The sequence below is a fragment of the Neobacillus sp. 204 genome (genome assembly GCF_046562815.1).
Classification (GTDB): Bacteria; Bacillota; Bacilli; order Bacillales; family Cytobacillaceae; genus Neobacillus.
The window spans coordinates 1-15841 of sequence record NZ_JBJORY010000029.1 but is presented as its reverse complement, the minus strand read 5'-3'; the positions used below and the strand labels follow the sequence as shown (position 1 = coordinate 15841).

Below are 15841 nucleotides of genomic sequence, written 5' to 3'. Positions count from 1 at the left end.
ACCATGCTATGCCCACCATCAAATTTGCTTTACCGGACCCCAGGAATAATTCGGTACCAATGGTGCCGCCAATTGCAATTAGCTGAACATGGCGATTTTCTTAATTCCTCTTTAATTCTCTTTGTTCCAATTCAAACTCCCCCTCAAATTAATTAAAATGTTCCATGTGAAACGATGAGCAAAATAGTAAACTCCATAAAAAAAGAGATTGGATGTCCTCCAATCTCGTGGTCATAAGTGAGATGAATAATAAATACTTAATCTCTGCGGAAATCCGCCTCTTTTAATGGAACCATTTTTGTTTTGTTAACAATTTTATAGCATAAATAACCCATTAAGAATAGAGGTAGTCCAATATAAGAAACCAATATCCCATACCAGTCAACCTTAGAGCCGATAAATGCCCCATAATTTGTTCCAAGCATTGCGATTAAACATAATACTGTCGCCAAAATTGGACCTAATGGGAACCACTTTGCTTTATAGGGCAGGTCATTGAAATCTTTTCCTTGTGCAGCATAAGCTTTACGGAATCGATAATGTGTAACCGAAATACTTAACCAAGAGATATAACCAGCTAAGCCAGCAGCATTTAATAGCCAAGAATAAACAGTTCCATCACCAAAAAGGGAGGTAAGGAAGCACAACATACCAACAAGGGTTGACATGTATAATGCGTAAATCGGAACTCCACCTTTATTTAATTTTTTCAAAAATGACGGAGCTTTTCCTTCCTCCGCCAATACCCAAAGGACGCGTGAAGCGGCATATAAAGTGGAATTTCCTGCTGACAGAACTGAAGTAAGAATTACTGCATTCATGGCAGCCGCCGCAAAGGCAAGACCTGCATTTTCAAATACTAGAGTAAACGGGCTCACTGCAATATTCTCTAAATCTGCGCTTAATAATTTTGGGTCGTTATAGCTAATTATACATCCAATAATAAAAATCGCTAAAACATAAAACAATAAAATTCTCCAGAAGATCTGTTTCACTGCCTTAGGTAAATTTTTCTCAGGATTTTCACTTTCACCGGCTGTAATTCCGACAAGCTCCGTGCCTTGAAAAGCAAATCCTACTACCATAAATACACTAAATATGGATAACAAGCCGCCTTTAAATGGTGCTTCTCCTTTTGTGAAATTTTCAAAACCGCCAGCATGACCCTTCATTATTCCAAAGATCATTAATAATCCAACAACAATAAATATTAAAATTGTTGCAACTTTAATCATTGAAAACCAAAATTCTGATTCACCGTAACCCTTAACGGATAAAAAGTTTAGTCCAAAAATAAGGATAAGGAAACTTGCGCTCCAAATAATACCTGGGACACCGGGAAACCAATATTTCATGATCAATGCTGATGCTGATAATTCCAAAGCAAAAATTATCGCATTATTGTACCAATAGTTCCACCCAACAGCAAAACCCAGTGCAGGGTCGACAAACCTTGAGGTATACGTACTAAATGAACCTGAAATCGGAATAAAAGATGCCATTTCTCCTAAGCTGCCCATGATAAAATATACCATTATTCCTGCAATTATATAGGCAGCTAAAGCTCCACCAGGACCAGCATCATGAATCGTGGTTCCACTGGCTAAAAATAATCCAGTTCCAATTGTTCCTCCGATAGCAATCATGGAAAGATGCCGTGTTTTAAGCTTTCTTTCTAAATGTTCTCCATATTCGTGTTCGTGTACTGGTTCTTGGACTTTAAGGGCAGTATTTTGCATATAACACCTCTTTTTTATAATTTAATACTAGTAAAATTGTTACATTTAATACTTTTTGTAGATAAGTACTTTTACGTAATAATTTATTTCAGAGATGTAATCTAGGAAATTGGACGATAGCTTATATAAACCTTGTTTTTGAAAAAAATTCTTAGCTGGGTAAAAATGATAATCCTCACCTCCTTATGAAAGATAGATAGTAAAAACTTAATACAGCATTTGTTAATAGCATTAATAATTCATTTTTTACGTTCGTTAGTAGGTATTCTTTACTTCTATTTTGTTTTGCTGGTAAAATTTAATTTACTTTTTCCAATTGCTGAAGTAATTTTGACAGATTCATTGTTTTCAGACCTTCAGTAGATTTTTCAATATCTTTTGAGAATATACGGTCTTTTTTAATTGAAGGAACCATTTCTCTTCCTTTCTCATAAAGCCGTTTTGTTTGGCTTGCCATTTTTTCAACTCCACGGTATTCAACCGCCTGCATCGCACAAATAAGCTCAATTGCGAGGACTCTTCTTGTATTCTGAATAATTTGATGAGCATGCCTTGAACCGATCGTTCCCATGCTTACATGATCCTCTTGATTCGCCGAAGAAGGAATAGAATCTACACTTGCTGGATGTGCCAGCGTTTTGTTTTCTGATACAAGAGATGCAGCAACATATTGCATGATCATAGCACCAGATTGTAATCCCGGTTCAGGGCTTAAAAATGGCGGTAAATCATTTAACTGTGGATTGATTAATCTCTCAATTCGTCTTTCAGATATATTTGCCATTTCCGCAACAGCAATTTTCATAAAATCCATTGCAAAAGCAATTGGCTGTCCATGGAAGTTGCCACCGGAAATTACTTTTTCACCATCATCAAAAATTAATGGATTATCCGTCGCAGCATTCATCTCAATTTCTAATTTTTCTTTTACATAATCGAGTGCTTGCCACGTGGCACCATGAACTTGCGGGATACAGCGGAGGGAATAAGCATCCTGCACTCTCAATTCTCCCTGTGTCGTTGTTAATAAACTATCACTTAGGTAACCTCGGATTCGTGCTGCGGTATCAATTTGCTGTTGATAACCCCGTGCGATATGAACCTCTTCAGCAAAGGCATCAATAATCCCATTTAATCCTTCAATGGTCATAGAGGAAATTAACTCACTTTGGTATGCGAGTTGTTCTGCTTCTAGATAGCCGACAACTCCCATTGCAGTCATTGCTTGGGTTCCATTGATAAGAGCAAGTCCTTCTTTTGCCTCAAGTGTTACTGGGAAAATTCCTTCTTGCTGAAAGGCTTCAAGTGAATCCAATCGATTTCCTTTATAAAATACTTCTCCTTCCCCAATTAGCACTAATGCTAAGTGTGAAAGCGGTGCCAAATCTCCGCTTGCTCCAAGGGAACCTTGCTGCGGAATCACAGGGATAATATCCTTGTTTACTAAATCTAATAACCTTTCAATAACAAGTGGCCTAATTCCAGAATATCCCTTTAAAAGTGCGTTAGCGCGAAGAAGAACCATTGCTTTTGCGACAACCTCTGGGAATGGATCACCTACGCCGCATGCATGTGAACGAATTAAATTAAGCTGAAGATCTTTAACATGATCTTTATTAATAAGGACGTCACTAAATTTTCCAAACCCTGTTGTTATCCCATAGACTACTTTTGATTCTGAAACAATCCTTTCTACTGCTTCCCGACTCTTTCTAGCAGCCTCTATACTCTTTTCAGAAGCGCTTACCTTCTGATTTTCGTATAAAATTTCCTTCATTTCTTTTAATGTTAAATTTTGACCTGTTAATGTGATCATCAATGCCACTCCTCTACCACTTTAGTATAATAAAGAAAGAGGCTGGATTCCGATTCTTATTAGAATTGGAGTCCAGCCTCTTTTATAACCATTTTTGAATATTGAACTATTTTTTTACGCAGCCTCATGGGTAATCATCCTTTTATTCATATTCTATAATCCTATTGCTATGATAATTATTCTATGTAACAAAACCTTATCTGTCAATTGATTTTTCAGAATTTTAACACAATAATACTTTAGCACAATAGCAAATGAAAGACTTTCACCCTAAATTAAATGTCGACTTCCATTTTCGTGAATCTCTTCATCTAGTCGCGAGTAGTAATCTTCTTTGATAAAACATTAACCCTAGTTGGTTACTACGAAACACGAACTGTATGTTTTTTTATTGTAAAAAAGCCGAAAATAAGCAAGAAATGAATAAACTTGCATATTTCGGCTTTAATATACTCCCACTTTCAAAATTGATACTATTAGGATTGTAGATGCAAAAGTAGGTCAAATTCCATTTATAAAAATTGAATGGTACTTACCTTAGTGGAATTTTCCCCCTTAACCTGCTTTAACGTCGCTACTATAAGAAAGCTAACAATCACTAATAAGACCCATGAACTCACCTTTCCTAGATGAACGAGACTCCATGCATCGGTTTGGTTTGGATATTTCCATGCTCCAAAAAACGTTGCGATATTTTCGGCAATCCATATAAAAAATCCGATCAGTACAAAAGAGAGTGCAAGTGGCATACGGTAACGAGTTCCATTAACCTCATATGTGACCCATGATTTCCAAAAGACGATAAGGACAAGCCCAGTTAACCACCAACGAACGTCAATCCAATAATGGTGGGTGAAAAAATTCAAATAAATCGCCGAAGCAAGTGGTACAACGACCAAAAACGGCGGCCACTTAATCAGTTCAACCTCAAGCCTCCTCCACGCCTGACAAAGATAACTCGCCACACTTGCATACATGAATCCACTATACAAAGGAACTCCAAAAATTTTGAAATACCCTTCCTCTGGATAAGACCAGGAGCCCATATGTGTCTTGAAAAGTTCAAGAGCAAGTCCAATAAGGTGAAACAGTGTGATTACTTTTAGTTCATCCCTTGTTTCAAGCCCAGAACGCACCATCCACCACTGCATCAGAAGGGAGATAATGAGCAGCCAGTCATACCGTGGCAGGAAGGGAAGTGGAATGATTTTTGTAATAGCTAAAGAGGCAAAAATCACAACAGGAAACAAACATGATAAAGCCTGCTCCCAACCAAAACGAACGAGTTGTTTTAGTGCTATCATGATTTGTGCCTCAATTTTGGAATGGTTAAATTCATTAGTAACTCCCCTTTTGTTAAATATTTAGAAAAAGAAATCTTTCTTTTAATTTCATTTTAAATTCTCTTACTTTATTAATCTTGGGTGTCTTCATTACATCGATATTCTAAAATATCTCCAGGCTGACATTCTAAAGCCTTACAAATTGCTTCTAAAGTTGAAAGCCTAATTGCTTTTGCCTTTCCATTTTTTAATATAGAAAGATTAGTATTACTGATACATACCAATTACAATGGGATATAGTATATGGGCATAATCTGGATTTACTGGATTATTAGCTAACCAAGGCAACCCAAATATACACAAAGCAAGAACAGGAATTCCCATAAGAAAAACAGCCGTCTTTAAAAAGAGTGTTGACCCTCGTTTCATAAAAAGCACCTCACTTAATAATTTTCAACTTGATTTTAAAACACTATTTATCGTTTTGCAATAAAAAATTATTTATTTTTAATATATTTCTATTGTTATAGGATTATTCTTTTGATTTTAGACAAGATAAAAAAACATTCCCCATTACAGGGAAATGCTCTATAACTTTAAACTATTCAATTTATAACTTGTTCACCTAACTTGCACCTTTAGGTAGTTATTTTGTTGAAAAAACAGTGCCTTACGGGTTTAATCTCGGCTAATCCAAGTAAATTGAGGTTCTCTTGAAAATACTTAAAGAATCCCTTTTTAATTTAATATAATATTATATAAAAAGACCCTACATATTTGTGCACGAAATGTCGGATGTATTCATTCAACTCTTGATATTCTTTTGATTAAGGAGGTCATACAATGGATTCGCTTATGAACATGAATCGTGCATTACAGTATATCGAGGAAAACCTTACCGATGAGATTGACTTTAAAGAGGTAGCAAGGTTGGCATTCTGTTCAGAATATCATTTTAAAAGGATGTTTTCTTTTCTTGCAGGTATTACGTTATCCGAATATATTCGACGGAGACGCCTTTCTCTTGCCGCATTTGAATTAAGTAATAGTAACTTAAGAATTATTGATGTTGCTATTAAATACGGATACAGTTCAGCAGATTCTTTTACCAGAGCCTTTCAAAGTTTGCATGGCGTCACACCGTCAGAAGCCAGAAATCACGGTCAAGCATTAAAGGCCTATCCACGAATGACCTTCCAGTTATCAATTAATGGAGGAAATGAAATGAATTACCGTATTGAAGAAAAAGAGGCCTTTCACATTGTTGGGTTCAAGAAAAGAGTCCCTATTGTTTTCCAAGGTGAAAACCCAGATATCACCGCTATGTGGAAATCATTGAATATGGAGACGATCAATAAACTGAAAGATCTATCTAATATAGAACCAACAGGGCTAATTCAAGCATCCACAAACTTTTCCGAAGGACGGATGGAGGAAAAAGGTGGTCTCGATCATTATATAGGTGTGGCGACAACTCATGAGTGTCCAGAAAACTTTTCTAAACTTGAAGTTCCTGCCTCTACATGGGCTGTGTTCGAATCAGAGGGTCCATTTCCTCATACACTACAGGAAACATGGGGACGTATTTACGCTGAGTGGCTTCCATCCTCAAGCAATCAACTGAAAGAAGGACCCGAAATTTTGTCAATCAAAAGCAAAGATTTAAATTCACCAGCTGTAAAAAGTGAAATATGGATTCCCATTTTGAAAAAATAAAATTGCTATTTAAAAAATCCAATGTTCTGTTTCGGCAGTTCATTGGATTTTTTTCTTTTTATATTAAGCTAATCAAACGTTTGATTAGTTTTTCAACTAGGATTTTTGTTAATAAACGATATTTACCACGTGCGATTTGTTCAAGGATTCGGTATTCATCCTTGATATTTAGAAGAACCCATTTTCCTCTTTAATTCCACATTTATCTTAATGATAGAGTATAAGGGTTAATTTTCCAATAAAACTTTTACAATAAACAGAAGTACCCCCATAAAGAAAATTCCCATCAAAAATGATATATTATGACTAGTAACTCAATCATCAAGGAGGATCACATTGAAAAAGCTCGTAAAAGTAGTCGCAGCAATTATTGAAAATGACCAAAACGAAGTCCTATGTGCTCTTAGGTCCCCAGAAATGTCTATTCCAAATATGTGGGAGTTTCCAGGAGGAAAAGTGGAAGCAAATGAGGATATCCACTCAGCCCTCATAAGGGAAATTGATGAAGAATTGGGCTGTAAAATTGAGACATTAGATGAAGTTTTTAACGATAATACCCATGAATACGATACGTTTATCATTAATTTAAAATCGATTAAATGTAAAGTTATAGATGGAACGCCAACACCAAGTGAACATTCCAAGTTAATTTGGCTAAAAGCAGAAAATCTAGATTCACTAAAGTGGGCTCCTGCTGACATTCCAGCAGTGGAGCAATTAATAAATGAAAAATAGTCTTCTCAAATTGAGAAGACTACACTTTTTTTGTAAACTCTGTGTATAGAGTTGCGGGTATTTCATGTTGAAGCTTGATTTTAACCGTTATAGGTTTTTCACCTTCGTATTGGACCGTATCTCCTTTACCAATATAGATGAAAGGCTCGTTCTTCCCATCTATTTCCCTATACTTCCTCACAAATAAATGAAGATTAACTCCCCGTTGCTGATTATGAATAATATTCTGTCCTCGTTCAGAATGTTGGGCAGTACTATTTTGTGATTGCCACTGGAAGTATCGCTCATTTATAAATTTATCTTTGTAGTTAATACTTTCCTTAACATCCTCTTCTTTATGCAAATCAATAAAAAGGAAATATTCCTTCCCATTTGCAAGCAACCCTGAGCCCCTAAAGGAGCTATGGATTTTTCTATAGTTAGAAAGCAACGCAGCGTCCATCATTTGGTATTGTTCATAAAGTTTAAAGTGTGGAACACCGTAGTATTCAGCCTTATATTCCTTTTCGTAACGGAAAATTCCATAGGTGATGATATCCTCAATATACTTTCGATAGTCTTGATTTTCTATTATCTCTTTGAAAAGTTTTGTTTTAACCAGCTTTCCACTGCTATATTGAACTAATTTCGGCTTATTCTTTAGCTGGCCACTATCATAGTAGTTTTGATTCAAGCACTCAAAAGCATGCAAAACGCTATCATCATCAACTTCCGTAATCATTTTTAAGATTTGATGCTTTGCTAATTCTAGATTTATTTCCTCGTGCTCTAACAAATACCTAATAATAACAAATTCATAAATCCTCTTGAGAGGAAGCTTACTTGATAATTCTTTCAAAGTCCCCTCGAATGTCTCATTCTGTAAAAGACCCTTTAAATAATCATCTTTCTCTACTTTAGCCACGAAGGATACATACGTTTTTTCTCGATCGATGAATTTGACTGGATCTGGAGCCCCATCATATTTCAGATAATCCAATAATAAATAAGGAATCCGCCCCTGATTGAGCTTTTTAAATTCAAAATACTCTTCCTTCAAATACTTCATAGAATTGAAGTTTTCATTATCAATCTGAGCCAAAATTCTTTCCTGCGAGATCTTATCCATTTGGATATGAGTACAGCCGGGAATATTAGCAAATCCAGTTGCTATAGCTACCTTCAAGCTTTCTTTATCGTAGTAACGACTTCCGTTTAGTGCCAGTGCAATTAGAAAGGTTTTATTATGGTTTCCAATAAAATCAAGGACGGTTAAGAAGCTCTTATCCGTATGCTTCCTCAATCCCCTTCCAAGCTGCTGAATAAAAACAATCGGAGAGTTGGTTGGTCTCAACATAAGAACAGTATTAACAGAAGGAATATCAACACCTTCATTAAAAATATCAACGGTAAATATAAATTCTAACTCGTCATGATCACTTTCCAATCGATTAATAAATTGCTCCCTTGTTTCCGGTGAATCAGCACCGTATATACAAACACTTTTATAGCCCCTCTTATTAAATTCACTAGCCATATATTGAGCATGTTCGATACTAACGCAGAAGCCAAGGCCTTTTCTTTTCTCACCATCATGACCATAAAAGTCCATTTTTTCAATAATAAAATCAACCCGTTCATTAACCTTTAATCGCTTTGTAATTTCACCAATATCGTCAATATTCACATCACTTAAATCAATGCCTTCAATATCAGTTATCCCAAAGTAATGAAAAGGAATAACCAGCTCATCCTCCAACGCCTCATGTAATCGTACTTCTAATGCCACATTATTATCAAAAAGGTCAAAAACATTATAACCGTCACTACGTTCTGGAGTAGCCGTCATCCCTAAAGTAAACTTAGGCTCGAAATAATCTAAAACAGTTTGGTAGGTGGGGCTTGTTGCATGATGGGCTTCATCAATGATTAGATAATCAAATTCATTTTTCTCAAATTCATGAAAGCATTTAGAAATAGTTTGGATTGTGGCAAAAACATAATCCACATGTTTTTGCTTATGATTACCTGTGAGTAGCCCGAAAGAACGATCCTCGTTTGGTAAGAGCATCTCAAACGTATCCTTGGCCTTCTTCAAAATCTCTTCCCTATGTACGATAAAAAGGAGTTTCTTCGGTTTCAAGTTCTTCACATCAAACGCAGACATATACGTTTTACCTGTTCCGGTGGCAGCAATTACAAGCGCCTTCTTCTCCCCAAAACTTCTCAAACGTTCCAAATTCTCGGTCGCACGCTTTTGCATTCTATTTTGAACTATGTATTGTTTATTTTCGTAGATCATTTGATGGGTCACTTGGGTACTCTTGAAGCTCTTTAGAAATTCTTCGTATCTACTTATAAAGTCAGGATCAGCATCCTCGCTCATATTCCAAAGATAATCGTATTCCTTTAAAACATCTTGGATAAACCGGCCATTCTCCTTCGTGATAATTTCAACATTCCACTCAATATTGCTTTTTAGCGCACTTTGGGTGATATTCGATGATCCAATTATCACCTTATAGCTATCTTTGTACTCAAATATGTATGCTTTCGTATGGAAACCAATCTCTTTATCTGTAACAAAAACCTTTAACTCGATATTATTAAACTCTCTAATTTTCTCCAATGCTTTTGCATCTGTAAAATTTAGATAAGTGGAAGTGATAATCTTACCCTTAATTCCTTTATTCGCTGCTTCCTTCAATGGATCAAGGAGAAGCTGCAGACCACTAAAATTAATAAAAGCTACACTAAAATAAAACCGCTCACACTCATTCATTGATTTAACTAATTCTCTTAGTAGATTTCCCTTGTCCGAATTCACAATTAGTTTCTTTTCGACCGCTTCCATTGGATTGCTCCTGACCTACATGATTACTCTAATCTCTGTATTGTTATTTATTGGATATATGAAAATTGTACTATATCTGAGGGTAAATAAAAAGATCCCCTATTCACGCAAATATTATTGTTTTATTAACAGATTAAATATTATCTTTTATCAGTAATGCATCCGATTCGGACCGTTAACTAGACTTAATAAAAAAATGGGTGTTACCAAGCTTTCTTGGATCACCCATTTTTCTAGGAATTAGTACCTGCCACTACCCAAATTTTTTCGAGAGGTATCAACATAATAAGGAGAATGACTGGCTCCTTAATTAAGGCTCTTTTCGTAAACTTTGTTGCAATTGGACATTTATAAGGGTCATTTACTAAGTTTCTAGGCAATTTTCGCACAGGTTCTTAACGAAAAGATGCCACGAAGCATATAGGTATACGGGTTGATGAAATTATAAGAAAAACAACAATCTATGCGAAAATAACCTTAATTAATTACTAATCACAATATCATCAAAATTGATCCTCATCCCCGTTGTCCCCGAAACGACAATTCGAAACCTGACTGGTGCCGTTTGGGTTAGGGTAAAGGTTTTAGCTGTTAAAGTGGATGTGCTTGTATTCGTACTTCCAACGTTTGTCCATGTCGAGCCGCCATTCGTGGACATTTGAAGCTGCCAATTAGCCCCGCTGTCAGTACCGAAATTCGCATGGGAAATTAGAATGCTTTTTGCCCCGCTTACATCGAAGTTCATCGTAATAGCTCCGGATGATCGGACACGTGCTGACTGTAAGCCTGTTTTCTTGTCCGTTGATAAATTACCGATGAGGGCATTATCAAAATACCAGGAACCACTGGCAAGCGTAACATTGCCTGAAGTATAGGCTGTTTTGGTGCCGGACTCAAACTTTTCATTTAATGTGGTCGTTCCACCAGATCCACTGGATCCATTACCATATGATCCGGATTTAAAAGTGGATGAATCATACCATTTATATCCTGTAGCAGGTGCATCCCACGGTTCTGCTACCGGTTCAGTGGAGGTTTGCGGGTTTTCCATCGATAGCAAGGCTGTTGGCTGATCAAGCTGCAATCCGCTAACCTGGGATAATGCAGTATAGCTTTCCTGCTTTGATAGCCAATCTACGATATTCCGAAGCAAAGTACCATCATTCTGTTCTTTAAATCCATCGTACGTTGTTTTCTTTGTGCCCGTTTCCTCTCGTAAATATTTAGGGGTCGCATCTTCTACTGGCGAGGAATCACCAATAAACGCCGCCTTTCCTAATCCTAGTTTGGAGACCGCTACATATGGGCCCTCTGCTCTCCCTCCGCCATTATATACACCTTGGTCGACAGCGTTACCCCAGGATGTTGATGTTGGAGGAAGATAGACTATTCCCTTAGCTTTATTAGGATCGGTAATCGCTAATGTTGATCCAGCATGCATGGCAACAGTAGAGATGCCTGAGGTAATTCCAAAGGCCTGACTCGGAGCCACAATATCATTGGCTGTAACATCTCCAATCGCATTGTAGCGGAATCGAATACCGAAGTTAGTTGACAGCCAGTCCGATCCCGTTACACCCTGCATGGCTGGAGAGGAAGCTTCCTCAGTTCCCATTCCTTTAGTTGGATTAGAATAAGCTCCCCGGCGGTAACCGTTAAAAACCTCGGATGCATCCCAGCGGTTTTTGTTGCGGTCAGCGTTATAATGATCGCCAATAAAAAAGATACTCCCACCGTTTTGTACATATTGAATCATGGCTGCCTGCTCAGAAGTTTTATAAGGGATATTCGCTTCACCAATAACAAACACGTCGTACCCTTGTATATCTTGATAGGTAATAGGCGTATTTTTTCGCAGCTCCTTTGCATAATAGCCCTTGTTGGCTAAGGCATTGGCAAAATCAGAGAATCCCCCATCCAAAACCCAGTCTGCTGCTCCTGCTGTTTGCCCATGAGTATTATCAAATATAACCTTCTTGCCATTCGCAGTCCCGACTGGCTGCAGCTGCGGTGCAGGATCGAGTGCATTTTCAGCTGAAACACACGCTGTCATAGAAAAGAAAGTTGACAACAAAAGCAAAAGTAAAAATGAAAAAACTGGAACTCTTTGACGATTCATTCTTTTCACTCCCTTTTGTGTATTCATCACTAAAATACCACATTAATGTTGATCGAATGTTAAGAATTATTAAAATTATAAATTTTCCCAATAAGCAGTCCCCATGATAAACGATATACATGCACTTCAACAGCTGGTATAATATACCAGGTATTAACTATTAACCGTTAGGGAACAAGGAGGATAATTAATTGAAAAAGAATCCCACACAAGATATGTATGATTACAATGTTTGGGCAAATAAGGAAATTATTAATCGCTTAAAAGAACTTCCGAAGGACATTTACCATCATGACATACAAAGTGGTTTTTCTTCCGTTTCACAAGTGTTAACCCATATTTATCTCGTTGAGCAATCATGGTTTGATATTATCGCCGGTCAAACTATGAATGAAGCCATGGCATTGGCAAGTCAATTACAAAAACAGATACAATCAAAAGAGATTGAAGAAATGGAAACCCTCTATGATGACTTGTCCCTCAAAAACAAATCATTTCTGGTCAATCAAGAAAATATGGATCAGGCCATTGTCGTTAATAATCCTTATGCTGGATTATTGGAAACGTCTATTTCTGAATCAGTCCTCCACATTGTTACTCATGGAAATTACCACCGTGGGAATATTGCCACAATGCTAAGACAAATGGGATATTCATCGGTAATGCAAGATTATGGACTCTATCTATATAAAAGAGAAAATACTAAGGCAAAAAAATAAACTGCTATGATTGATTGGACTTTCTAGATCTTTATTTTTAAAAAATGAAGGATGTAGGAATGATTAGGAGGCTAACATTTGAAGATAAATACTACAGCTCAAAGCAAAGATAATTTCCGAGGAACGCCTCCAGTCCTTAGCACTCGGGCCTTAAATCGTGCTTTACTCGCAAGGCAAATGTTGCTAACTCGAGTAAATCTGCCGGTATTAGATGCTATTGAGCGTCTTGTTGGGATACAGGCTCAAGACCCAAATGCCCCTTATTTTGGTCTTTGGACGCGGCTTGAAGAATTTCGTCCAGATGATCTATCCAATCTCATTCAAAACAAAAAGGTCATGCGCCTCGCTTTGATGCGGTCCACCATCCACTTAGTATCATCCAAGGATGGCATGAGTTTGCGCCCCTTAATTCAGTCTGTCCAAGAAACCGTCTTAAAAAATTCTTTTGGTAAGCACCTAAATGGTTTGGATACACAGGCCGTTGCCGAAGCTGGTCGTGCATTAGTTGAAACAAAGCCACTTACATTTAGCGAACTTGGTAAACTATTAGGTAAACAGTGGCCGAATGTTGAATCGGCTGCTCTCGCAGCTGTCGTTCGGACTTTGGTTCCGCTTGTACAAATGCCGCCCCGCGGAATATGGGGTAAGAGTGGGCAGGCTATCCATACTTCAGCTGAAGCATGGATAGGCAGGCTACCATTCTCAAAATTGACAACTGAAGATATAATACTGCGTTATCTATCTGCATTTGGTCCCGCTACCATTCAGGACATACAGGTTTGGTCTGGCCTTACTCGCCTCAAAGAAAAAATAAGACAACTTCTACCACAGCTCATCATTTTCCACAACGACCAAGGAAATGAACTTCTAGACATTCCTAGTGCTCCAAGACCTGATCAGAACGTTCCATCTCCCCCAAGATTCCTTGGAGGCTTTGACAACATTTTGCTATCCTATGCCGATCGGAAACGAATTATTGATGAGTCCTACCGTAACATAGTATTCACTAAAAACGGAATCATCAGGCCAACCATTCTCATTGATGGCTTCGTCTCTGGACTTTGGAAAGTTCAGAAAGAAAAAGGGACTGTAAAGCTCATTATTGAGTTGTTTAATAAGCTCCCTGATGAAGAGCATAACGCATTAACGGAAGAGGGAACCCGACTGTTAGACTTTATAGCAGGTCAGGAAAGTTCCCGTGAAATACTGTTTGTTTGAAGTTTGAGATTTCTAATAAATACAAGTAAAGATTACGAACAAATTAATTCCAATCTAAATTGCATTATTAATACATCAAATCTGTCACTATGTTGAAGAACAATATCTCTTATTCCGCCTTGGTCTTTTTCAGTTGCGGTGAAACTAGATTTTCACATCAAATTAACTGTAAAAAACCACCTCATTTACTTATGGTAAGGTTCACCGTATCTGTTTATCCGGCAGTTTTTTGTAAAAAATTCATTCAAAAATACCTGTCAATATTTAACGGAAAATTCACACTTATCTGTCCGGTTTTTATATAAAATAGGCTTAGAAAGGAAGTGGACTATGATACTTAAAAGAAGAAAAGAATCAGATGAATTATTGAAAATGCGATCTTTAAACACACGGATGGAGTTAACACAAGAAGAAAAGTTTCATTATTTCAACCTGGAAAAAGGTTATGAGGGTGAGGTGAAATTTGACAGAATGGCAGAAAATCTTCAAGAAGAAAGATATACCATCAATGACTTGCTGTTAAGGGTAAATAATTCCTATTTTCAGATTGATACAACGCTTGTTTCGCAAGAAGTCATTCGTCTGTTGGATGTGAAAAATTTTGAAGGAGACTTTTGCCTGGAAAAGGACAGATTTTTCCTCGTCAAAACCGGTCGCGAATATAAAAATCCAATCGATCAATTAAACAAATGTGCATCACAATTCCGCCAGCTGCTCCAAGACCTCAAGCTTAAATACCTCGTTGAAGCCACCATTATTTTTATTAACCCTGAATTCACTTTATACAACGCACAAGTGAACCACCCCATTATTCTTCCCAATCAGGTGAACCGGTTTTTAAAAAGTATAAATGATACATCATCAAAGTTGAATGCTGGTCACAAAAAATTCGCCCAACAATTAATTTCATTACATCAAACTAAAAACCCCTTTACTCAGGTGCCAAACTATCAATATGAGCAGCTGAAAAAGGACATTTATTGTAAATTTTGTAGTTCCTTTTTGGTTTCTTTACAAAACCATCTCTTTGTTTGTGGAAAGTGTGGAGGTCATGAAACGGTGGAAGATGCCATTCTACGGAATGTGAAGGAATTTCAGTTGCTTTTTCCTGAACGAAAGATAACTACTACAAACATTTATGAGTGGTGCAACGTCGATTTAACAAAAAGGACATTTTGCAGGGTATTAAAGAAAAACTTTACAACCTTTGGAAAAACAAGTGATTCCTATTATACATAACTTTTGTTCTTATGGAAGATTGGTATTTTTTCCGACATAATTACACTTTTTTATCTTTACTCTGTTCAAAGTTGGCTCGACTTCGGACATGACCTTGCTTTTTTGGCCTTTTCTTTTCCGAAATTAGCACGACTTCGGACATGACCTTGCTTTTTTGGCCCTTCCTTGTCCGAAGTTAGTTCGACTTCGGACATGACCTTGCTTTTTTGGCCCTTCCTTGTTCGAAGTTACCGCGACTTCGGACATGACCTTGCTTTTTGGCACTTCCTTGTCCGAAATTAGCACGACTTCGGACATGACCTTGCTTTTTTGGCCCTTCCTTGTCCGAAGTTAGTTCGACTTCGGACATAACCTTGCTTTTTTGGCACTTCCTTGTCCGAAGTTAGTTCGACTTCGGACATGACCTTGCTTTTTGGCCCTTCCT

At 37.2% G+C, this 15841-nt stretch carries 11 protein-coding genes and 1 pseudogene; 5 read left to right on the top strand and 7 right to left on the bottom strand.

Features of this window, described 5'->3' with window-relative positions:
* Nucleotides 1–257 precede the first annotated feature (257 nt).
* From ACJ004_RS29395 to ACJ004_RS29375, 5 genes and pseudogenes are all read right to left on the bottom strand, one after another.
* Nucleotides 258–1739 (bottom strand): amino acid permease, encoded by a 1482-nt coding sequence (locus tag ACJ004_RS29395; protein ID WP_410896625.1) that lies wholly within the window; start codon nucleotides 1737–1739, stop codon nucleotides 258–260.
* Nucleotides 1740–2037: 298 nt separating this feature from the next.
* Nucleotides 2038–3555, bottom strand: coding sequence for a histidine ammonia-lyase (gene hutH / locus ACJ004_RS29390; protein WP_410896624.1), 1518 nt, complete (start codon nucleotides 3553–3555; stop codon nucleotides 2038–2040).
* A gap of 512 nt (nucleotides 3556–4067) precedes the next feature.
* Complete coding sequence (locus tag ACJ004_RS29385; protein ID WP_410896623.1) at nucleotides 4068–4859, bottom strand: DUF817 domain-containing protein; 792 nt, start codon at nucleotides 4857–4859, stop codon at nucleotides 4068–4070.
* 110 nt (nucleotides 4860–4969) lie between these two features.
* Nucleotides 4970–5122 carry a helix-turn-helix domain-containing protein gene (locus tag ACJ004_RS29380; RefSeq protein WP_410896622.1) on the bottom strand — a complete coding sequence of 51 codons (153 nt, stop codon included), beginning with the start codon at nucleotides 5120–5122 and terminating at the stop codon, nucleotides 4970–4972.
* A pseudogene (locus ACJ004_RS29375) lies at nucleotides 5112–5267 on the bottom strand (DUF2975 domain-containing protein); the annotation flags it as partial. The gene ACJ004_RS29380 and the pseudogene ACJ004_RS29375, both read right to left, overlap by 11 nt.
* Nucleotides 5268–5681: 414 nt before the next feature.
* On the opposite strand from ACJ004_RS29375, the gene ACJ004_RS29370 reads away from it, so the two are divergent.
* Both ACJ004_RS29370 and ACJ004_RS29365 read left to right on the top strand, forming a co-directional pair.
* Nucleotides 5682–6554, top strand: a complete 873-nt coding sequence (locus ACJ004_RS29370) for an AraC family transcriptional regulator (protein ID WP_410896621.1) — start codon at nucleotides 5682–5684, stop codon at nucleotides 6552–6554.
* 336 nt (nucleotides 6555–6890) lie between these two features.
* The gene (locus tag ACJ004_RS29365; protein ID WP_410896620.1) at nucleotides 6891–7289 is read left to right on the top strand and encodes a (deoxy)nucleoside triphosphate pyrophosphohydrolase; all 399 of its coding nucleotides are present in this window, start codon (nucleotides 6891–6893) and stop codon (nucleotides 7287–7289) included.
* Nucleotides 7290–7308: 19 nt separating this feature from the next.
* On the opposite strand, the gene ACJ004_RS29360 is transcribed toward ACJ004_RS29365, so the two are convergent.
* Complete coding sequence (locus ACJ004_RS29360; protein ID WP_410896619.1) at nucleotides 7309–10122, bottom strand: DEAD/DEAH box helicase; 2814 nt, start codon at nucleotides 10120–10122, stop codon at nucleotides 7309–7311.
* A 481-nt stretch (nucleotides 10123–10603) separates the two neighbouring features.
* Complete coding sequence (locus ACJ004_RS29355) at nucleotides 10604–12241, bottom strand: Ig domain protein group 2 domain protein (protein ID WP_410896618.1); 1638 nt, start codon at nucleotides 12239–12241, stop codon at nucleotides 10604–10606.
* 215 nt (nucleotides 12242–12456) lie between these two features.
* Between ACJ004_RS29355 and ACJ004_RS29350 the strand changes: the two genes are divergently transcribed.
* The 3 genes from ACJ004_RS29350 to ACJ004_RS29340 all read left to right on the top strand — a co-directional run bounded on the left by ACJ004_RS29350 (nucleotide 12457) and on the right by ACJ004_RS29340 (nucleotide 15417).
* On the top strand, nucleotides 12457–12960 hold the full coding sequence (locus ACJ004_RS29350; RefSeq protein WP_410896631.1) for a DinB family protein: 504 nt from the start codon (nucleotides 12457–12459) through the stop codon (nucleotides 12958–12960).
* Between the two features lie 78 nt (nucleotides 12961–13038).
* A complete protein-coding gene (locus ACJ004_RS29345) occupies nucleotides 13039–14178 on the top strand; it encodes a winged helix DNA-binding domain-containing protein (RefSeq protein ID WP_410896617.1) in 1140 nt (379 codons plus the stop codon).
* Nucleotides 14179–14508: 330 nt separating this feature from the next.
* A complete protein-coding gene (locus tag ACJ004_RS29340; RefSeq protein WP_410896616.1) occupies nucleotides 14509–15417 on the top strand; it encodes a nuclease-related domain-containing protein in 909 nt (302 codons plus the stop codon).
* Nucleotides 15418–15841 lie beyond the last annotated feature (424 nt).

Bases quoted from the DNA above. Each gene is read 5' to 3' on its own strand.
- ACJ004_RS29395 (WP_410896625.1), bottom strand. From the start codon at position 1,739: ATGCAAAATACTGCCCTTAAAGTCCAAGAACCAGTACACGAACACGAA.
- hutH (WP_410896624.1), bottom strand. From the start codon at position 3,555: ATGATCACATTAACAGGTCAAAATTTAACATTAAAAGAAATGAAGGAA.
- ACJ004_RS29385 (WP_410896623.1), bottom strand. From the start codon at position 4,859: ATGATAGCACTAAAACAACTCGTTCGTTTTGGTTGGGAGCAGGCTTTA.
- ACJ004_RS29370 (WP_410896621.1), top strand. From the start codon at position 5,682: ATGGATTCGCTTATGAACATGAATCGTGCATTACAGTATATCGAGGAA.
- ACJ004_RS29360 (WP_410896619.1), bottom strand. From the start codon at position 10,122: ATGGAAGCGGTCGAAAAGAAACTAATTGTGAATTCGGACAAGGGAAAT.
- ACJ004_RS29355 (WP_410896618.1), bottom strand. From the start codon at position 12,241: ATGAATCGTCAAAGAGTTCCAGTTTTTTCATTTTTACTTTTGCTTTTG.
- ACJ004_RS29350 (WP_410896631.1), top strand. From the start codon at position 12,457: ATGTATGATTACAATGTTTGGGCAAATAAGGAAATTATTAATCGCTTA.
- ACJ004_RS29340 (WP_410896616.1), top strand. From the start codon at position 14,509: ATGATACTTAAAAGAAGAAAAGAATCAGATGAATTATTGAAAATGCGA.